Annotated in this window: 19 protein-coding genes and 1 pseudogene; 6 read left to right on the top strand and 14 right to left on the bottom strand. The window is 65.6% G+C overall.

Translation table 11 applies throughout. The features are described from left to right. Positions 1 to 73 precede the first annotated feature (73 nt). Together ACVWWN_RS09535 and ACVWWN_RS09530 are read right to left on the bottom strand one after the other, a co-directional pair. Complete coding sequence (locus tag ACVWWN_RS09535; protein ID WP_457143679.1) at positions 74 to 916, bottom strand: SDR family oxidoreductase; 843 nt, start codon at positions 914 to 916, stop codon at positions 74 to 76. Positions 917 to 960: 44 nt separating this feature from the next. After that, a pseudogene (locus ACVWWN_RS09530) lies at positions 961 to 1,836 on the bottom strand (enoyl-CoA hydratase). 262 nt (positions 1,837 to 2,098) lie between these two features. Here ACVWWN_RS09530 and ACVWWN_RS09525 point away from each other — a divergent pair. From ACVWWN_RS09525 to ACVWWN_RS09505, 5 genes are all read left to right on the top strand, one after another. Further along, complete coding sequence (locus tag ACVWWN_RS09525) at positions 2,099 to 2,446, top strand: intersectin-EH binding protein Ibp1 (RefSeq protein ID WP_457143678.1); 348 nt, start codon at positions 2,099 to 2,101, stop codon at positions 2,444 to 2,446. A gap of 165 nt (positions 2,447 to 2,611) precedes the next feature. Further along, positions 2,612 to 2,962 (top strand): intersectin-EH binding protein Ibp1, encoded by a 351-nt coding sequence (locus ACVWWN_RS09520; protein ID WP_457143677.1) that lies wholly within the window; start codon positions 2,612 to 2,614, stop codon positions 2,960 to 2,962. Positions 2,963 to 3,091: 129 nt separating this feature from the next. Beyond that, positions 3,092 to 3,475, top strand: coding sequence for an intersectin-EH binding protein Ibp1 (locus tag ACVWWN_RS09515; RefSeq protein ID WP_457149067.1), 384 nt, complete (start codon positions 3,092 to 3,094; stop codon positions 3,473 to 3,475). Between the two features lie 45 nt (positions 3,476 to 3,520). Then, positions 3,521 to 3,685, top strand: a complete 165-nt coding sequence (locus ACVWWN_RS09510) for a hypothetical protein (RefSeq protein WP_457143676.1) — start codon at positions 3,521 to 3,523, stop codon at positions 3,683 to 3,685. Beyond that, on the top strand, positions 3,686 to 5,152 hold the full coding sequence (locus ACVWWN_RS09505; RefSeq protein WP_457143675.1) for an alpha,alpha-trehalose-phosphate synthase (UDP-forming): 1,467 nt from the start codon (positions 3,686 to 3,688) through the stop codon (positions 5,150 to 5,152). On the opposite strand, the gene ACVWWN_RS09500 is transcribed toward ACVWWN_RS09505, so the two are convergent. The 12 genes from ACVWWN_RS09500 to ACVWWN_RS09445 form a co-directional block, all read right to left on the bottom strand. Further along, on the bottom strand, positions 5,139 to 5,642 hold the full coding sequence (locus ACVWWN_RS09500; protein WP_457143674.1) for a mammalian cell entry protein: 504 nt from the start codon (positions 5,640 to 5,642) through the stop codon (positions 5,139 to 5,141). The genes ACVWWN_RS09505 and ACVWWN_RS09500 overlap by 14 nt on opposite strands. Next, positions 5,642 to 6,325, bottom strand: coding sequence for a mammalian cell entry protein (locus tag ACVWWN_RS09495; RefSeq protein ID WP_457143673.1), 684 nt, complete (start codon positions 6,323 to 6,325; stop codon positions 5,642 to 5,644). The genes ACVWWN_RS09500 and ACVWWN_RS09495 overlap by 1 nt, the downstream gene beginning before the upstream one ends. Next, a complete protein-coding gene (locus ACVWWN_RS09490; protein WP_457143672.1) occupies positions 6,325 to 8,034 on the bottom strand; it encodes an MCE family protein in 1,710 nt (569 codons plus the stop codon). The genes ACVWWN_RS09495 and ACVWWN_RS09490 overlap by 1 nt, the downstream gene beginning before the upstream one ends. Next, positions 8,034 to 9,200 (bottom strand): MCE family protein, encoded by a 1,167-nt coding sequence (locus tag ACVWWN_RS09485; protein ID WP_457143671.1) that lies wholly within the window; start codon positions 9,198 to 9,200, stop codon positions 8,034 to 8,036. Before ACVWWN_RS09485 ends, ACVWWN_RS09490 begins: the two co-directional genes overlap by 1 nt. Continuing rightward, the gene (locus ACVWWN_RS09480; RefSeq protein ID WP_457143670.1) at positions 9,200 to 10,531 is read right to left on the bottom strand and encodes an MCE family protein; all 1,332 of its coding nucleotides are present in this window, start codon (positions 10,529 to 10,531) and stop codon (positions 9,200 to 9,202) included. Before ACVWWN_RS09480 ends, ACVWWN_RS09485 begins: the two co-directional genes overlap by 1 nt. Continuing rightward, positions 10,528 to 11,586, bottom strand: coding sequence for a virulence factor Mce family protein (locus ACVWWN_RS09475; RefSeq protein ID WP_457143669.1), 1,059 nt, complete (start codon positions 11,584 to 11,586; stop codon positions 10,528 to 10,530). Before ACVWWN_RS09475 ends, ACVWWN_RS09480 begins: the two co-directional genes overlap by 4 nt. Next, positions 11,579 to 12,613 carry an MCE family protein gene (locus tag ACVWWN_RS09470; RefSeq protein WP_457143668.1) on the bottom strand — a complete coding sequence of 345 codons (1,035 nt, stop codon included), beginning with the start codon at positions 12,611 to 12,613 and terminating at the stop codon, positions 11,579 to 11,581. The genes ACVWWN_RS09475 and ACVWWN_RS09470 overlap by 8 nt, the downstream gene beginning before the upstream one ends. Beyond that, positions 12,613 to 13,815: an MCE family protein gene (locus ACVWWN_RS09465; protein ID WP_457143667.1), complete on the bottom strand. Its 1,203-nt coding sequence runs from the start codon at positions 13,813 to 13,815 to the stop codon at positions 12,613 to 12,615. The genes ACVWWN_RS09470 and ACVWWN_RS09465 overlap by 1 nt, the downstream gene beginning before the upstream one ends. 10 nt (positions 13,816 to 13,825) lie before the next feature. Continuing rightward, positions 13,826 to 14,668, bottom strand: coding sequence for an MlaE family ABC transporter permease (locus ACVWWN_RS09460; RefSeq protein WP_457143666.1), 843 nt, complete (start codon positions 14,666 to 14,668; stop codon positions 13,826 to 13,828). Between the two features lie 28 nt (positions 14,669 to 14,696). Then, the gene (locus ACVWWN_RS09455) at positions 14,697 to 15,461 is read right to left on the bottom strand and encodes an MlaE family ABC transporter permease (protein WP_457143665.1); all 765 of its coding nucleotides are present in this window, start codon (positions 15,459 to 15,461) and stop codon (positions 14,697 to 14,699) included. Between the two features lie 268 nt (positions 15,462 to 15,729). Next, positions 15,730 to 16,653 carry a 3-oxoacyl-ACP reductase gene (locus ACVWWN_RS09450; protein ID WP_457143664.1) on the bottom strand — a complete coding sequence of 308 codons (924 nt, stop codon included), beginning with the start codon at positions 16,651 to 16,653 and terminating at the stop codon, positions 15,730 to 15,732. A 13-nt stretch (positions 16,654 to 16,666) separates the two neighbouring features. Continuing rightward, positions 16,667 to 16,858: a ferredoxin gene (locus tag ACVWWN_RS09445; RefSeq protein WP_457143663.1), complete on the bottom strand. Its 192-nt coding sequence runs from the start codon at positions 16,856 to 16,858 to the stop codon at positions 16,667 to 16,669. A 141-nt stretch (positions 16,859 to 16,999) separates the two neighbouring features. Between ACVWWN_RS09445 and ACVWWN_RS09440 the strand changes: the two genes are divergently transcribed. Continuing rightward, complete coding sequence (locus ACVWWN_RS09440) at positions 17,000 to 18,181, top strand: acyl-CoA dehydrogenase family protein (RefSeq protein WP_457143662.1); 1,182 nt, start codon at positions 17,000 to 17,002, stop codon at positions 18,179 to 18,181. Position 18,182: the final 1 nt, after the last annotated feature.

Here is an 18,182-nt window from a genome sequence, read left to right as displayed (position 1 = left end):
ACGAAAACACCCCACCAAACATCAGCCTGTGCACAAAACACCACTGTGGATAATCCGGGCAGCACCCGCGGAACTAGCCGGTCACGACCCCGCGCAGGCCGTCAGCGCCGAAGATCGGCTCGAGCATCGACGAGTAATCGGGCCCACGGCGGAGCAGCAGCCCGCCGTCGACGTTGATGACCTGGCCCGTGATGTAGCTGGCGGCATCGCTGAGGAGGAACACCGACGCGGACGCAACGTCATCGACGTCGCCGGGCCGCGGCAGCGGTGTACACGACGCGTAATCGGCCCTCAGCTCGGGTGATTCCAGGACCGGCGCAACAAGCTCGGTCCGAATGAGGCCTGGGCGGATGCAGTTCACCCGCACCCAGGATGCGCCGAGTTCATCGGCCGCCAGCTGCATCAGGTGGTCGACGCCCGCCTTGCTCACCCCGTACGCGCCGAACCATCGGTGGGTGTTGCTCGCCGCGATCGAGGAGATGCCGACGAACGAGCCTCCGCCACCGCGAACCATCTCGCGCGCCGAGTGCTTGAGCACATACATGGTGCCGTTGATGTTCAGATCGACCGTGCGCCGCCACAACTCCGAGTCGATCTGGGTGACCGGGCCGATCGTCTCGCTGCCGCCGGCGCAGTGCACCACCCCGTGCAGCCGGCCGGTCCACGCCGTCGCGGCGTCGACCACCCGGGCGACCTCGTCCTCGTTGGTCACATCGGCAGGCTCGTAGAGCGCCCGCCCGGCGCCGGAGCCACCCAGACCGGTGATCTCATCGGCTGCAGCGCTCAGCTTGTCGGCGTTGCGACCGACCAGCATCGCATTGCCGCCCGCGGCCACCACCGCCGCCGCCACACCCTTGCCGATTCCACTGCCACCACCCGTGACCAGGAACGTTCGATCGGACAACGACAACTGCACCGCGACCCCTTCGTCGAGTAACTAGAACAGGTTCCAGTTATACGTCAGGGCGTGTCCGGGCGTGCCGGCTTCGGCGCTCCCAGCGTCCGCCAGTCGGGGACGTCCGGCGGCAGCCCGACCGGGTACCGGTTCTCGTTGTGAGCCGCCCAATGCGCATGATCCAGTTCGTGGATGTGGAAACCATGACGCAGCGCTTCGGTGAAGCCCATCGCATCTGGCCGCATTCACCAAATCCTTGATCAGAAGCGCCGCCATGGTGGGTCGCTCAGCGATTCGGCGCGCGAACTCCAGCGTTTTGTCCTCCAGCTCACCGCGAGGGAACATCTTCGACACCATGCCAAGCGGTAGGCCTCCTCAGCGTCGACCGAATCACCGGTCAGCAGAAGTTCTTTGGCCTTGCGAGGGCCGAATTCCCATGGATGCGGGTAGTACTCGACTCCCGGCATGCCCATCCGGACACCGACGACGTCACTGAACTTCGCATCGTCGGCGGCGATGATCAGATCGCACGCCCAGATGAGCATCAGCCCCGCCGAGATAGCGTTGCCCTGCACCGAAGCGACGGTGATTTGCGCAAATCACGCCAACGACGGGTGTTTTCGAAGAAGTAATGCCACTCCTGGAGGTAGGTTCGCTCCGCAACGGCCGGCACGGTCGCTCCGTGTGACTGAAAGGTCGGGTACTGCGCCGGCCCCGGCATGTGTTCGAGCAACGCTTCCTCGGAACCGAGACCGTGCCCGGCCGAGAAGTTCTTGCCCCGCGCCGCGAGAATCACCAGGCGCACCGCATCGTCGGCGTCCGCCCGGCCGAAGGCGTCATCCAACTGCACCAACAGCGTTCGCGAGTGGGCGTTTTTGCGCGTCGGGGCGGTTGAGCCAGATCCACGCAATCCGTCCCTCGCCAAGGGTTTCGTAGGCCATCTGTCGGGGTGCATCGCCGCCGGCGGGTTCGGCATTGCTCGGATCAGGACTCGCCACAGCGGACCACCTTGTTCGCTTGGGTTTCGTTCGACGACCTGCACATTACGGCGTCACAAGCCGCCTCAGGGAGGGGACGCCACAGCCGATTGACAGCAACCTTTCAGAAATGGCACATCCGCACCACTTTTATCGACGATGGCGAGGCATTCCGCAGTTCATCGGCGTAATCTTCAGGCGTCGAGCAAATCTAGAGAAAGTGACGATGGCCATCATGAAGCTTCAGCGACTGATAATCGCCGGCGGATTTGCGGTCGCGGTTGCAGCCGCCCCGGTGATTGGCGTTTTCGCGGTGCCCACCGCGGGCACATCCGCACCGCATATCTCCGCGTGCCCGGGCGGCGAGTCAGAGGACACCTTCACCGGCGAGTGCACTCCCGATCTCGTGCCGAATTCCCCCGAGTTCAGCCAGACCTCGCCTGGCGGGCTCCCGGCGATCGACAACATTCCGTGCACTGGCGGCAACTCCGGTCAATGCATCGGGCTGGGCGAAGAGCAGCAGTCCGAAGGGCCGCAGCCCGTTCCGCACTCCTCGGTGAGTTCGAGCCCGTAACCGAATAACAACGAAAAGCCGGGGACTATTGGCCCCGGCTTTTTTCGTGCGCATGTTCTCGGGGCCGACATGCATTTTCCGGCGATCGCGAGAATGCGCTCAGAAATCTTTTAGCTTCCATACAATTCAGCCGACCCGACATTTCATCGACGGAAGGCAGACACGATGGCGAGTGAGTGGGGAACGGTGCGACGACTTCTGGTCGCCGGTGGATTCGCCTTGGCGCTGGCCGCGGCGCCCGCCGTCGCGATCGTCGCTCAACCCGCCCCGAGCACACCAGTCGCCGCCTGCGATTCCGGTGAGGAAGAAGACGTCTTCACCACCAGCTGCACCCCGATGCTGGTGCCCAACTCGCCGGAGGGGTTCACGACGAACGCGGCGAATCCGGACATTCCGGAAATCGACGGGGTGCCCTGCACCGGGGGCGATTCGGGCGCCTGCATCGGGCTGGCCGAGAACGCCGAGGCGGAGGGGCCGCAGCCGATCCCGCGCTCGACGATCAGCTCGAGCCCGTAGACCCCTCCCGGCCGCCACCGCAAGACCAAAACGCGAATTCCCAGGGAACTCGTGGAACTTGTGCAGATTTCCCGCAGCTTCCATAGAATTCGGGCGACGACTCGGTCAATAACAACAGAAAGCGTGACGATGGCGACCTTCGAGCTAGCACGACGACTGATCATTGCCGGTGGATTTGCGGTCGCTGTTGCCGCCGCCCCGGCGATCGCCGTCGTCGCAGCACCCAGCGAATCTGTTCCGCTGGCCCAGTGCCCTTCAGGTGAAGAGGAAGACCTTTACACCGGTGAATGCGTCCCCCACACCGTGCCGAATTCTGGCTCGTCGTTCAGTTCCACCCTAGGCAATCCGGAGCTGCCATCGGTGAACGTCCCGGGTGGCGGTGGCTCGATCCCGTGCACCGGCGCCAACTCCGGGCAGTGCATCGGCCTGGCGGAGGAAGCTCAGGCCGAGGGTCCACAGCCCGTCCCCGAGTCCACGGTGGGCCACAGCCCGACCATCACCGGCGGCGAGTGACCAGCCGCTGACCAGGGCGACAGCGCCGTCGCCTACAGTTGTCGTATGCCTGCCAAATCTGATCCCGCCGAGCTCGGCGACGTCGAGCCGCTTGCTGACAGCACCGCCCGACAGGCCAGGCGCGTGGTGGCTGCCTACGCGACCGACGCCGACGAGTGCCGGGTCTTCTTGTCGATGCTCGGCATTGGACCCGCGAAACTCGAGGCCTAAATGACTCCGGAGGGCGGCCAGAAGGTCGGCTCCGGGAATTCCGATTTCGTCGTGGTGGCAAACCGGCTACCGATCGACATGGAGCGCCTGCCCGACGGCACCACAACGTGGAAACGGAGCCCGGGCGGCTTGGTGACCGCGCTGGAGCCGTTGCTTCGCCGGCGACGTGGCGCGTGGATCGGCTGGCCGGGCGTCCCCGATGTCGATGAAGAGCCCATCGAGCAGGATGAGATGACCCTGTACCCGGTGCAGCTGAGCACCGAGGACGTGGCCGAGTATTACGAGGGCTTCTCCAACGCCACCCTGTGGCCGCTGTACCACGACGTCATCGTCAAGCCGACCTACCACCGCGAGTGGTGGGACAGCTACGTCGACGTCAACCGGCGCTTCGCCGAGGCCACCGCGAAGGCCGCCGCCCAAGGAGCGACGGTATGGATCCAGGATTACCAGTTGCAGCTGGTGCCCAAGATGCTGCGCATGCTGCGGCCGGACCTGACGATCGGCTTCTTTCTGCACATCCCGTTTCCCCCGGTCGAGCTGTACATGCAGATGCCGTGGCGCTCTGAGATCATCGAGGGCCTGCTCGGCGCCGACCTGGTGGGCTTCCACCTGCCCGGTGGCGCGCAGAACTTCCTGATCCTGGCCCGCCGTCTGGTGGGTGCCAACACATCGCGTGGCAATGTCGGCGTGCGGTCCCGCTTCGGTGAGGTCCAGATCGGTTTCCGGACCGTGAAGGTCGGCGCGTTCCCGATCTCCATCGACTCGACGGCGCTCGACCAGCAGGCGCGCACCCGCACGGTCAGGCAGCGCGCCCGGGAGATCCGTAACGAGCTGGGCAACCCACGCAAGATCCTGCTGGGCGTCGACCGGCTCGACTATACGAAGGGCATCGACGTTCGGCTGTGGGCGTTTTCGGAGCTCCTCGACGAGCAGCGCGCCAAGCGGGACGACACCGTGCTGGTGCAACTCGCGACGCCGAGCCGTGAGCGCGTGGACAGTTACATCGAGATGCGGCAGTCCATCGAGCGCCAGGTCGGCCACATCAACGGCGAGTACGCCGAGGTCGGCCATCCGATCGTGCACTACCTGCACCGACCGGTCCCGCGCGATGAACTCGTCGCGTTCTTCGTGGCGGCCGACGTCATGCTGGTCACCCCGCTGCGCGACGGCATGAACCTCGTCGCCAAGGAGTACGTGGCGTGCCGCAGCGATCTGGGCGGGGCGCTGGTGCTCAGCGAATTCACCGGTGCTGCAGCTGAACTCCGCCAGGCCTACCTGGCGAACCCACACCATCTCGAGGGGGTCAAGGACGCCATCGAGGCCGCGTTGAACCAGACTCCTGAAGAAGGCCGACGACGGATGCGCGCCCTTCGCAGGCAGGTTCTCGCCCACGACGTCGACCGCTGGGCGCGGTCGTTCCTCGATGCGCTGGCATCCACCAGGGGCGACGGCGCTAAATCGGAGTGATGTACTTGATCAGCCACTTACCGTCGATCTTCTGATAATCGACGCGCAGCCGGCTGCCGTCATACACCGGCTGCTTGGACTTGTCGGTGATCGTCCGATTCAAATACACCATCACCGAGGCCGAATTCCGTTGTGCGTCGAGCACTCCGACGCCCACCACATTGGCCTGGCTGACCAGCTTCCTCTCCCGCGCCTGCGGGATGATGTCCTTGGTCGCACGGTCCTCGAACTCGTGGCGGTAGTCGGGTGTCAGCAGTGGGTACACCGCGTCGAGGCTGCGTTCGACGGTCTGGTAGTCGTAGCCGAACACCTGCGGAATCTGTTGCGCCGCCAGGGGTCCCAGGACCTCGCGGGCGGTCTGTTCGCCGTCGAGTTGCACCCGGTTCCAGTAGAACCAGCCACCGACCCCGGCCAGTCCGACGAAGCCGACGGCCAGCAGCACCGTGAGCACGCCGAGCAGCGTGGCGGTCCGGCTGCGCGCCCGCGCCATCAATTGCCCCCTTCGGGGTATTTGAGGTCATAGGCGGTCATGTGACCGTTGTCGTCTTCGTGCACGATCACCCGCAACCGGTACGGCCGCGACGGGGTGTTCACCCCATCGAGGTCGGTCACGGTGACCCGCACCGACACCAGCACGGCGGCGTTCTTGGCGATTTCGTCGACCTTGCCCTCGAGGGCGGCGCCGTTGATCACGGCCTCGGAACTCGCGTTGGTGTCGCGGAAGATCGCCTTGAGGTTGTCGACGTTGCCGCTCTGGCTCATCATGTCGCGCAGCGGTCCGCTGGTGCCGTCGACGAATCGGTTGACGCTCTCGTCGATCGTGTTCTGGCTGTAGCTGAACATGTTCACCACGGTCTGTGACGCCGTGTCGACGAACTGTTGTTTGCGGGCCAGCGCGGCCTCGGCGGCCCGGTCTCCGTCGAAGGCCAGCCAGGTGAACAACCCGGTGACGGTCGTAACGACCAGGACGACAGCCAGTGCGACCGCGGCGACCAGCATGCGGTGCGGTTGGCGTCGCGGCGGGGGACCCAGTTGCGGCATTCGGACCTTGACGGTCGTGGGCGCCTCCACCCGAACGTCCTCGGACGTGGCCGCCGGCACCCCACCGGCCGGGCCCGCCGCCCGCGACGCCCGGCGGCGTACGGTCTTGCGCGCCTCGGTTTCCTCCGCCATCACGCCTGCCTCGGAGCCAACATCAGATCAACCCAGTTCTCCGCAGGCGCCAGTTTGTCAGCACCGGGCGCGAATACGCCGGTTCCGCCTGCTGGGTCGACGAACTTACCGTTCCGGTCGTACGTCGCCACACCCGGCCCCGAGGCCAGCGGCGGCGACTCCGCCGGAAGCGGCGCGTCGGCGGGCGGCGGCGCGTCGGCGGGCGGCGCCCCCGGAGGCGTGCGTCCGTACGGCGGCACAACCTGGTCCGGTGGCGCGAAATACGGCCACGGCGGCGGTGGCGGTCCCGGCTCGTTCGGCGGCACCGGCAGCGGGAACGGCGCGTGCGGCGCGGGGCCGGGTCCCGGCGCGACACCCGGCGGCAGCTGCACCACCGGCGGCCCCGGATCGGGGTCCACCTGCGGCGGGATGTACGGGAATTTGTTGGGCGGCAAGGTGTTTCGCCCCGGGGGTTCGTAGTGGTTGTCTTCCCGCTGATCCATCGGGGTCCCGACCGCAATCGGCGGACCGCGCCACGGGTTGTTGCCGATCGGCACGTAACCATTCGGGTCGCGGCACAGCTGAATGGTCGGCGCCCGCTTGCCGGGGAACTCCTGGCACGGATAGTTGCGGGCACCGCGCACCACGGCGGGATCGTTCTGCGGTGTCTTGCAGTACATATCGGTCGGCAGTTCGCGCAGCGTGGTGTCCGCGGGCGAGCGAATCTCCGACGGCGGGATGAAGCCGGTCGAGCAGGGCGGCGGATCCTGCAGCTGGACTTTGAAGTCGAGCTTGCCCCCCTCGTCGAACGGGAGTCCGCCGGCGACGGTCAGCAGCGCGGCCATCAGCGCCGGGAAGATCACCAGGGACTGCTCGAGCGACTTGTGGTAGATCACCCCGATGCGCCCGAAGTTGGCGAGGTTGGCCGCCAGCATCGGGAACGTCGGCCGGATGCCTTCGAAGGTGGTGTTGGCGGCCGCGGTCGCCCCGGGCACGTTCTCCAGCACCGACCGAAGCTGCGGGTCGGCGTCGGCGACCTCGCCGGTGAACCTCCCGAGCCCCTCGGCCAGGAGCTTGATGTCATCGCCGCTCTGGATCTGGGCGTCCAGGAACGGGCCCGCCTGCTGGATCAGCTGGTTGACCTGCCCGTAGTTCGCGTTCGCCTCGTCCACCAGCAGCCGTGACGACTGGATCAGCCGCGCCAGCTCGGGACCGGAACCGTTGAACGCCTTGAAGGTTTCGCGCAGCAGGTCGTGAAGGCGACTGTTGCTCACGCTGCTGACCAGGGTGTCGGCCTCGGTCAACAGGCCCGAGATGTCCTGTCCGATCCGGGTGTTCGCCTGGTCGATGTTGGAGCCGTTACGCAGGGTGCCACGGGCGGGTTCGTCGGGCGGCACCAGGTCGACGTACTGCTCACCAACCGCCGAGACGCTCTTGACGGTCGCGGTGACGTTCTCCGGGACCGGCGTGCCGCTGTTGAGCCTCATGTGCGCGACGACGCCGTCGTCGGACAGCGCAAGGGATTCCACCCGCCCGACGGTCACACCGCGATAGGTGACATTCGCGTTCTGGTAGAGCCCGCCGCCCGCGACGAAATCTGCGGTCACCTTGTAGGACCCGATGCCGACGGCCGCGGGCAGGTGCAGGTAGAAGATCGCGATCGCGCCCACGGTGAGCACGGTGACGACCGCGAAGATCGACAGTTGAATGCGGGTCAGCCGGTTCAGCATCAGGGCGCCTCCGTGTGCTGCGTGGCCGTGCCCGGAGGGATCTTGAACGGGTCCGCCGCCTGACCGGACAGGTTCGCCATTGCGCCGGTGAGGAAGTCGGGCGGGTTGACGACCTCGCTGAGGTGCTTCATGTTCGGGTCCAGCCCCAGCGAGGTGGTGAACACCGACTCGCCCATGCGCCGCAACGTCAGGTCAAAGGTTACGAAGACGTTCAGGTAATCTCCGCGGACGGCGCTCTGCAGGTACTTGTAATGGAACGGGAACGTCGGCAACAGCTCCAGATCCTTGATGACGTCGTCGGCGTTGTCGTTGAACGCCTTGATCACCGGATACAGATCCTTGATGTCGGCGGTGAAGTCGTCCTTCGTCTGCGCCAGGATCCGGGCGCCGACGGTGGCGAAACTTCGCAGGGCGGTGAACGCATCGACGATGTTGGCCCGATTGTTGTTGAGCACGTTCAGCGCCTCGGGCAGCGAGTCCAGCGTGCGGCCGATGTTGTCCTTGCTCTTCGCCAGGATGTCGGCGAAGCGGTCCAGCCCCTCGGCGGCCGCGATGATGTCGGTGGTCTGCCGGTCCAGTGAAAGGGTCAGCTCGGCCAGCCGGGGAAGCAGATCGGTGAACGAGCCCGCGCGGCCGGCGACCGCGTTGTACGTCTCGTCGGTGATGTCTTGCAGTGCGCCGAGATTGCCCTTGTTCACCACCACACCGAGGGAGGACAGCACCTCCTCGGTGGTCGGATAGCGACCGGTGCGGTCGAGCGGGATCTCGGACCCTTGCTTCAACTTGCCTTCACCGGGCTGGTCGGCCGGGGCCGCGAGCTCGATGTGCTGGGAACCCAGCAGCGACGTCTGCGCCACCTTCGCCGTCGCGTTGGCGGGTAGGTTGACATTGCTGTCCAGCGAGAGTTGGACGGCGGCGTAGAACGTGCCGTCGGGACGCTGCACCGCGTCAATGCCGGAGACACTGCCGACGGTGACGTCGTCGATCATCACCGGCGAGTTCTGCGGCAGCGTCGCTACGTCCGGCAACTGGACGACGATGTCGTACGAACCGGGCCCGTGCCCCGCCGTGCCCGGCATGTCGAGCGAGTTCAGTCCGCCGAACTGACAGCCCGCCAGGAGCAGCGCCGCAGACGAGATGGCAAGTGGGGCGCGAATCTTGCCCATCAGCCACCACCCGATTCGGTCGGCTGCCCGGGTACCGGCTGCGGTGCCGGCGGAGCCAGTAGCGCGCTCAGGTCGGCGTCGGCCGCCATCTCCGGTGGCGTCACACCGGGCGGCGACTGCCATTGCAGATACGGCACCGGGGTCTGGGCCTTGGCCTCGGTCTCCGGGGTGTCGTAGATGATCTGGCCCTTGTAGGCGGTGATGCTGTTGATCGGGTGGAACATGATTGGCGGGTAGTTCATCGTGATGCGCTTGAGCACCGGCCCCATCCGCTGCCGGCAGATCTCGGCGCGCTTGTAGTTGTCCGGTGAGGCCCCGACGTCGAATGTGCCGCCGCAGATGAACTGAACGGGGTTGGCGAAGTTGGGCAGTGTCAAAAGTCCGCCGACTGTGCCCTGGGCGGGGTTGTAGATGTTGTAGAAGTTGGCCAGGCCGTTGGGGGTGATGTGCAGGATCTGCTCGATGTCGTCGCTGTGGTCGGTGAGGATCTGGGTGAACTGCCCCAGTTTGGAGATCTGGTCGATGAGCGCCTGGTTGTTGTCGTTCAGGAAGCCCTTGATGTCGCCGAGGGCCTGGTTCAGCGTGCCGAGGGTGTTGCCCAGATCGCTCGAGCTGTCGGCCAGCACCTGCGATACCGAGGCGACGTGGTTGGAGAACTGCACGATCTGTTCGTTGCTGTTCGACAGGGCGTTGACGAGCACCTGCAGATTCCGGATGGTGCCGAAGAGGTCGGTGCGCGAATCGCCCAATCTCCCCGCGGTCTGCGACAACTCGCGCAGCGCCTGCCGGAATGAGTCGCCGTTCCCATCGAAGGTGTCTGCGGCCTGGTTGACGAACGCGGCCAGAGGGCCCTGCACGGAACCCTGCTGCGGCCCCAGCTGCGTGCTGAGCTGCGTGAGCTGCTCCTTCACCTCGTCCCACTCGACCGGAACCGCCGTTCGATCCAGCCCGATCTCCGCACCATCGGCGATCGCCGCGCCGCCGGTGTAGGCGGGTGCGAGCTGAATGAAGCGGGCGGACACCAGGTTCGGCGCGATGATGAGCGCCTTGGCGTCGCCGGGGATCTTGACGCCGTCCTGCATCGTCATGGTGATCTTGACGTCGGTGGCCCGGGGTTCGATCGAATCGACTCTCCCTACCGGGACGCCGACCACCCGGACCTCGTCGCCCGGGTACAGACCGACCGCCGAGGTGAAGTAGGCGACCACCTTGTGCCCGACGCGGGACGGCCAGACCAGGTACACGCCCACCAGCAGCGTGACCACCAGCAGGGCGGCCAACGCCGGACGCAGCCAGCGACTGCGCCCCACCGATGAATCAGCATGTGTCATGGCGACTTCGGCCTCAGGATCAGTCGCTCGGAGATGTACCCGCGCAGCATGTCGGCGAGGCTGTCGGGCAGCTTGCCGGGTTGGAAGTAGAGATCCAGGAGGACCTCCGAGGTGCTTGCCGGCGGCAGGCCGTACAGGTTGATCTGGAAACCGGGCCCCGATCCGACCACCTCACCGAGCGCGGTCGCATACGGCGGCAGGCGCTTCAGTGCCTCACCGATGTGCTCCTTGCGCTCGAGCAGGTTGTCCATCACCAGATTGAGCTTGTCCAGCGCAGCCTTGAACTCTTTGCGGTTGTCGGTGACGAAGCCGGAAAGCTGTTGTGACACATCGTCGATGCCGGCGATCAGATTGCTCAGTGCCTGACGGCGCTCGTCCAGCGCGGCGAACAGCAGGTTGCCGTCGGTGATCAGCTGGTTCACCTGACCCGCCCGCTGAGCCAGGGTGTCGGTGACGTTCTTGGCGTGGGTGAGAAGTTGTTCCAGCGCCTCGTCACGTTTGTTCAGGCTGCGTGACAGGTTGGCGACCCCGTCGAGCGCGCCGCGCAGTTGCGGCGTCGCATCGCGCAGCGTATCGGTGAGCGTCTGCAGCGCCTGTTCGAACTTCGGTTTGTCCAGCTGGCTGGCGGTCTGGCCGAGGTCCTGCAGCGCGGTATTGAGCGTGTAAGGAGTCGTGGTGCGGCCGATCGGGATCACTGTCGACTTACCCGCCCCGCGAGGGGTGACGGCCAAGGACTTCTCCCCCAGCACGGTATCGGTCTTGATCGAGACCAGGGACTGGTCGCCGAGCTGGATCTTGCGGTCGACGGTGAAGGTCACCTTCGCGGTGTCTCCGGCGAGCGCGACGCCGGTGACCTTGCCGACATTGATGCCCGACACGTTGACGTCGTTGCCCGGCGAGATCCCGCCGGCGTCGGTGAAGTAGGCCTCGTACGGCTTGCCCTGCGGCCAGAACGGCAGGTTGGTGTACCCGAACGACACCAGCACCAGACATGCCACCAGGGCGATGCCGAAGATCCCGGTGCGCAACGGATTGCTGTCATCCGGCCTAGCCATTCTCTGAACACCTCCCCTTCGACGGGTCCGGCGGGCCACCGAACGGGATGAGGATGTCGCTGCCCGCCGGGCCGTTGATCTTCATCCGGATCGAGCAGTAGTAGATGTTGAAGAACGACCCGTAGGCGCCGAGCGCGTTGAGCCGCAGGTAATTCTCGGCCAGCGGTTCGATCACCTTGTTGATGTCGCCCCTGCGCTCGTCGAGTCGCTGCGCGAACGGTCGCACGTTCTCGATCACACCCTGCAGCGGACGCCGCGACTCCGTCAGCATCTCCGTGAGATCGTTGGACGCCGACGCCAGCGGCGGAATCGCACCCGCGATGGGATCGCGGCCATCCGCGAGACCGGTGATCAGCTTCTGCAACTGGTCTACGCTGGCGTTGAACTGTGCGCCCTTGGCGTCGACGGTGCCCAGCACGGTGTTGAGGTTGTGGATCACGTCGCCGACGAGCTGATCTCTGGCAGCGAGGTTCTCGGTGAAGGCGCTGGTGGTGGACAGCAGATTCGACAGCGCACCGCCCTGGCCCTGGAGAAGCTCCATGACGGCGTTGCTCACCTCGTTGATCTTGGCGCCGTCGAGACCCTTCAGTACCGGTCGCAGGCCACCGAGCAGGGCGTCGAGGTCGAGTGCGGCCTGCGTGTTCTGCTTCGGGATCGTGGCCCCGCGCGGAAGCTTGCGCAAATCACCTGGGCCGGAGGCGATTTCGAGGTAGCGGTCACCCACCAGGTTTTCGTAACGCACCACCGCCCTGGTCGAGGTGTACAGCTGGTAGCGCTCGTTGACGTCGAACGCCACGTCGACGGTGTTGTCGGGGTTCAGCTTGACGTCCTTGACGGAGCCGACCGGCACGCCGGCGATCCGGACGTCCTGACCCGCCTTGAGCCGCGAGGCATCGGTGAAGGTCGCGTGGTAGGAACTGTCGGAGGCGAACCGGAACTCGCCGAACACGATCACCAGCACAGCGGCCACCAACACCATGGCCACGGTGAAGATCGAGACGTTCAGAAGCGTCCTGTCCCGCGCCATCAGAAATCATCCCGCTCGGCAAAGGCCCCGTTGAACAGGAACTGCAGCGTCGAGGGCGCGTCGAACTGCAACTCGGTGTTCGGCTGGTAGGGCAGGTAGGCGTTGTCGGTGACCAGAAATGGCGTGTGGTACCAGGAGCCGCCGTACTGTTTGGTCGGAACATTCGGAAGGCCACGGCAGTTCGGCCCGCCGGATGCGTTCACGATCGGCAGGCTTTCGGGATAGGTGTAGGCCGGCGCGCCGGGCAGGAAGTTCGACGCGACGAACAGGCCTGGCCGGATGCCGCCGATGATGGGGGCGAAGGTCTCCACAGCGAGGCGGATGCCCTGGAAAAGGCAGCCGAATTCGGGCGAGTAGTCGGAGGCCACCTGTAGCGGCGCTCGCAACCGCTGGATCGCGGCGATGTAGTCGTCCGCTGCGGGCTGCAGCGTCGCGGTGCCGTTGTTGGCCAGCCCGGTGGCAGCCAGCAGGGTGGCGTTGAGGTTGTCCTGCTGGTCGACGATGGTGTCGGCGATCGCAGGCGTGTTGTCGAAGATCCGCGCCAGATCGGCTCCCGCATCGCCGTAGATATCGGCCACCACCGCTGTCTTCTGAATGTCGTCCTGCAACGTCGGCAGGTTCGGATTCAGCTGCTGCAGATAGTAGTTCAGCCCCGACAGGGTCGCGCCGACGTCGTCGCCGTTGCCGCGCAGTCCCTCGGCCAGCGCTGACAAGGTCGCGTTGAGGTTGATCGGGTCGATCTTGTGCAACACGTCGGTCAGGGTCTGGAACAGCGTGTTGACCTCCAGCTGCACATCGTTGGCCTGTACCTGCGCACCGGGGCGCAGCGAGGTGGGAAGCGGCTGGTCCGGCGGCACGAACTCGACGGACTTCGCGCCGAAAATCGTTGTTCCCGCGATGCGCACGATCGCGTTGGACGGGATGTACTTCAGCTCGTCGCTGCGGATCGCCAGCGTGAGCTTGGCCTGATCCCCGGTATAGGAGATGGTCTTCACTTCGCCGATCTGGATGCCACGGTATTTGACCTTGGCGTCGCTCTCCATCACCAGGCCCGCGCGCGGTGAGGTGACGGTCACGGTGTCGGTGGACGTGAAGGCGGCGGTGTACGACAGGTACGTGAACACAGTGGCGGCCACCAGGATCGCAGCCAGGATCGCCGCAGCAATCCGCACATGGCTGCGCTTTGCGTCACGGTCGGCCATCGTCTGGCACCTACCCGGAGAGGTTGAAGTTGCCGGACGCGCCGTAGACGGCGAGCGAGATGAACAGCGTGATGGTGACCACGACGATCAGCGAGGTGCGCACCGCCTGACCCACCGCGATACCGACGCCGACCGGTCCGCCGGATGCGTTGTAGCCGTAGTAGGTATGCACCAGCATCACTGCGACCGCCATCACGATCGCCTGCAGGAAGGACCACAGCAGATCGGTCGGGATCAGGAAGGTGTTGAAGTAATGGTCGTAGAGGCCGGCGGACTGGTTGTTGATGAACACCGTGGTGAAGCGGGCGGCGAAGAACGCCGCGAGGACCGACAGCGAGTACAGCGGGATGATTGCGACCATCCCCGCCATCAAGCGGGTGGAGACCAGGTAGGACACCGAGTGCACGGCCATCGACTCCACGGCGTCGATCTCCTCGGCGACCCGCATCGCGCCCAGTTGTGCCGTGGTGCCCGCACCGATCGTGGCCGCCAGGGCGATGCCTGCGATCACCGGCGCGACGATGCGCACATTGAGGAATGCCGAGAGGAACCCCGTCAGCGCCTCGATGCCGATGTTGCCCAACGACGAATAGCCCTGCACGGCAATGACACCGCCGGAGGCCAGGGTGAGGAACGCAGCGACGCCGACGGTGCCACCGATCATCACCAATGCGCCGGTGCCCATGGTCATCTCGGCGATGTTGCGGATGGTCTCCTGGCGGTACTTGGTCAGCGCGCTAGGGATATAGCGGATGGTCTCGCCGTAGAACAGGGCCTGCTCGCCGACGGCATCGATGGCCTTCGGCACGCCGCGGAAGAAGCGGCGCAGGCGGACGGTGGCGTCGTAACTCATGATCGTCTGTTCTTCGCGCGAACGCTCATCACCTCACCAAGACCCTCACGCCGATCGCCGTCATGATCACGTTGATCACGAACAGACAGATGAACGCGTAGACGACGGTCTCGTTGACGGCGGTGCCGACGCCCTTGGGGCCACCCTGCACGGTCAGCCCGCGGTAGCAGCCGACCAGCCCCGCGACGACACCGAACAGCAGGGCCTTGATCTCGGCGAGCACCAGTTCGCCGAGGCCCGTCAGGACGGTCAGGCCGTTGATGAAGGCACCGGGGTTGACGCCTTGCAGGAAGACGGAGAAGACATAGCCGCCGGACAGCCCGATCAGGCAGACCAGGCCGTTGAGGAGCAGCGCGACGAACGTCGAGGCCAGCACGCGGGGCACGACGAGCCGCTGGATCGGGTCGATGCCCAGCACGCGCATAGCGTCGATCTCTTCGCGGATGGTGCGGGCGCCGAGGTCGGCGCAGATCGCGGTCGCGCCCGCGCCTGCCACCACCAACACGGTCACCACGGGTCCGAGCTGGGTGATGGTGCCGAACGCGGTGCCTGCGCCGGAGAGGTCGGCGGCGCCGATCTCGCGAAGCAGGATGTTGAGCGTGAACGCGACGAGGACGGTGAAGGGGATGGCCACCAACAGCGTCGGCACCAGCGAAACGCGGGCGATCATCCAGGTCTGTTCGAGGAACTCCCTGAACTGAAAGGGGCGCCGGAAGATCTTGACAAACGTGTCCAGAGACATCTCGACGAACCCGCCCACGGCCCTGGCCGGTGCCGCAAGCTGTTCGATCAACCTCGGCTCCGTTCTCGGCGCGGCGTGTTTGATGAAAAAATGCCACGGCGAAGAGTCGAAAACTGCTTGCCGCGGCGCTTCTCCCACCCCTTGGTTAAGCGTTGCTCTCAGTGAGCCGGATCATACTAACTAGAACATGTTCGCAGTGTCAAAGAACGCTTCTCACAGTCGCAAATGACCCTTTTACGAGGTCAGAGCAAGTGTGACGTACGTCATTCTGCAACGTGTTCTAGTCGCCGCCGGACCGTGACAACAGGGGCTGTCAGTGTCACTCGCCCATCAGCGCGGTGGCCGAGAAACTCCGTTCGGGATCGCGCCCAGCAAAGTAGCCCTGCAACGTATTCGATAGCTCAACGGGGTCCCAGGCATCGGAATCGGCAGTGAACTGCTTTTCGGCCACCGGTGCCGCAACCAATGTCACCGTCGGACCATAGACGATGAACAGCTGCCCGTTGACCCCGTCCGAAGCCGGCGACGCGAGGAAACGAACCAGGTTGACGACGTGGTCGGTCGACAGCGGGTCGACCTGCCCGTCGGACAGCGCCGGCACATCACCGAACACCTCGGCGGTCATCGCCGTGCGGGCCCGCGGGGCGATGGCATTGGCGCGGACGCCGAACCTTTCGAGCGCCCGGGCCGCCGACAGGGTGAGTGCGGTGATGCCCGCCTTGGCGGCGCCGTAGTTCGGCTGGCCGATCGGACCGGACAGTCCGGCCTCCGACGACGTGTTGATGATGCGCCCGTAGACCGAGCCGGAGCCCGCCTTGGCCTTCGCCCGCCAATAGGTCGCGGCGTTGCGGGACAACAGAAAATGTCCCCGCAGGTGCACGGCGATCACCGCGTCCCACTCGTCGTCGGACATGTTGAACAGGATCCGGTCGCGGGTGATGCCCGCGTTGTTGACGACGATGCCGAGCCCGCCGAGGCCGTCGGCGGTCTCGACGAGCTCGTCGGCCGTCGCGCGCTCGCTGATGTCCCCCGCCACGGCCACACCCTTGGAACCGGCCGAGGCGATCTCGTCCATGACATCCGATTTGTCGAGTGCGGCGCCGATGTCGTTGACGACGACGGTGGCGCCGGCGCGCGCCAGGCCGACGGCTTCCGCACGCCCCAGGCCGGCGGCCGCACCCGTGACCACCGCGACGTATCCCGAGAGGTCGGTCGCGGCCGATCCCTCTTTATCCGTTGTCAATTTATTACTACCTCTAGTCTCTACGGATCAGGGCGGCTCGGGGGCATTCGGCGATCGACTGCTCCGCCAGTTCCTGCTGGTCGGCCGGCACCGGGTCCGTTTTCACCACGGCGTAGTCCTCGTCGTCGAGATCAAACAGGTCCGGCGCAATTCCGATGCACACCGCGTTGCCCTCGCAGCGGTCGCGGTCCACTTCAACTCGCATCCCAACCTCCTCGCCGATCCGCCTTCTGCAGGGCGCCGGGGTGGCACCGCCCTGGACCCCAAGACTAGAACGTGTTACAACCGGTTGTGAATCGGGGCCAGGCGAAGGGTTCCTGAACACAAGAGAGATTAGGACGAGGCGATGCGGATCGGCTACAGCCCAGAGCAGGAGGAGTTGCGCCGCGAACTGCGCGCGTACTTCACCAAGCTCATGACTCCGGAACGCGCCGAGGCGCTGGCTTCCAACGACGGTGAGATGGGCCGCGGCAACGTCTACCGCGAGACCGTCGCGCAGATCGGCAAGGACGGCTGGCTGACGTTGAGCTGGCCCGGGGAGTTCGGCGGCCAGGCCCGCCCTCCGATGGACGGACTGATCTTCAATGACGAGGCGGCGATTGCGAATGTGCCCGTTCCGTTCCTGACCATCAACAGTGTCGCGCCGACGATCATGGCGTTCGGCACCGAGGAGCAGAAGAAGTTCTTCCTGCCCAAGATCGCGGCGGGTGATCTGCACTTCTCGATCGGCTACTCCGAACCCGGCGCGGGCACCGACCTCGCCGCCCTGCGGACCACCGCGGTTCGCGACGGTGACGACTACGTCATCAACGGCCAGAAAATGTGGACCAGTCTCATCGCCTACGCGGACTACGTCTGGCTGGCGGTCCGCACCAACCCGGAAGCCAAGAAGCACCGCGGCATCTCGATGCTGATCGTGCCCACGGATGCGGACGGCTTCTCGTGGACGCCGGTGCACACGATGTCCGGTATCGACACCAGCGCAACGTACTACCAGGACGTCCGCGTGCCCACCGGGAGTCTGGTGGGTGAGGAGAACGGCGGTTGGAAGCTGGTCACCAACCAGCTCAACCACGAGCGGGTCGCCCTCGTCTCGGCTCAGCCGATTTTCATGGCACTCAACGGCGTTCGCGAATGGGCGCAGAACACCAAGGACACCCACGGTAACCGGCTGATCGACTCCGAGTGGGTACAACTCAACCTGGCCCGGGTGCACGCCAAGGCCGAGGTGCTCAAACTGATCAACTGGGAGCTGGCCTCCACCGAGGATGCCGCGCCGTCGCCGGCCGACGCGTCGGCGGCCAAGGTGTACGGCACCGAGCTGGCCACCGAGGCTTACCGCCTGCTGATGGAGGTGCTCGGCACCGCGGCCACGGTGCGGACCGACTCCCCCGGCGCCCTGCTGCGCGGCCGCATCGAGCGCATGCACCGGTCGTGCCTGATCCTGACGTTCGGCGGCGGCACCAACGAAATTCAGCGTGACATCATCGGCATGGTCGCCCTTGGCCTGCCCAGAGTGAACCGGTAAG

The sequence above is a fragment of the Mycobacterium sp. URHB0021 genome (assembly GCF_054057895.1).
This window is presented reverse-complemented; position numbering and strand designations above follow the sequence as displayed.

Bases quoted from the DNA above. Each gene is read 5' to 3' on its own strand.
- ACVWWN_RS09525 (WP_457143678.1), top strand. From the start codon at position 2,099: ATGGCCATCATGAAGCTTCAGCGACTGATAATCGCCGGCGGATTTGCG.
- ACVWWN_RS09520 (WP_457143677.1), top strand. From the start codon at position 2,612: ATGGCGAGTGAGTGGGGAACGGTGCGACGACTTCTGGTCGCCGGTGGA.
- ACVWWN_RS09515 (WP_457149067.1), top strand. From the start codon at position 3,092: ATGGCGACCTTCGAGCTAGCACGACGACTGATCATTGCCGGTGGATTT.
- ACVWWN_RS09510 (WP_457143676.1), top strand. From the start codon at position 3,521: ATGCCTGCCAAATCTGATCCCGCCGAGCTCGGCGACGTCGAGCCGCTT.
- ACVWWN_RS09505 (WP_457143675.1), top strand. From the start codon at position 3,686: ATGACTCCGGAGGGCGGCCAGAAGGTCGGCTCCGGGAATTCCGATTTC.
- ACVWWN_RS09500 (WP_457143674.1), bottom strand. From the start codon at position 5,642: ATGGCGCGGGCGCGCAGCCGGACCGCCACGCTGCTCGGCGTGCTCACG.
- ACVWWN_RS09495 (WP_457143673.1), bottom strand. From the start codon at position 6,325: ATGGCGGAGGAAACCGAGGCGCGCAAGACCGTACGCCGCCGGGCGTCG.
- ACVWWN_RS09490 (WP_457143672.1), bottom strand. From the start codon at position 8,034: ATGCTGAACCGGCTGACCCGCATTCAACTGTCGATCTTCGCGGTCGTC.
- ACVWWN_RS09485 (WP_457143671.1), bottom strand. From the start codon at position 9,200: ATGGGCAAGATTCGCGCCCCACTTGCCATCTCGTCTGCGGCGCTGCTC.
- ACVWWN_RS09480 (WP_457143670.1), bottom strand. From the start codon at position 10,531: ATGACACATGCTGATTCATCGGTGGGGCGCAGTCGCTGGCTGCGTCCG.
- ACVWWN_RS09475 (WP_457143669.1), bottom strand. From the start codon at position 11,586: ATGGCTAGGCCGGATGACAGCAATCCGTTGCGCACCGGGATCTTCGGC.
- ACVWWN_RS09470 (WP_457143668.1), bottom strand. From the start codon at position 12,613: ATGGCGCGGGACAGGACGCTTCTGAACGTCTCGATCTTCACCGTGGCC.
- ACVWWN_RS09465 (WP_457143667.1), bottom strand. From the start codon at position 13,815: ATGGCCGACCGTGACGCAAAGCGCAGCCATGTGCGGATTGCTGCGGCG.
- ACVWWN_RS09460 (WP_457143666.1), bottom strand. From the start codon at position 14,668: ATGAGTTACGACGCCACCGTCCGCCTGCGCCGCTTCTTCCGCGGCGTG.
- ACVWWN_RS09445 (WP_457143663.1), bottom strand. From the start codon at position 16,858: ATGCGAGTTGAAGTGGACCGCGACCGCTGCGAGGGCAACGCGGTGTGC.
- ACVWWN_RS09440 (WP_457143662.1), top strand. From the start codon at position 17,000: ATGCGGATCGGCTACAGCCCAGAGCAGGAGGAGTTGCGCCGCGAACTG.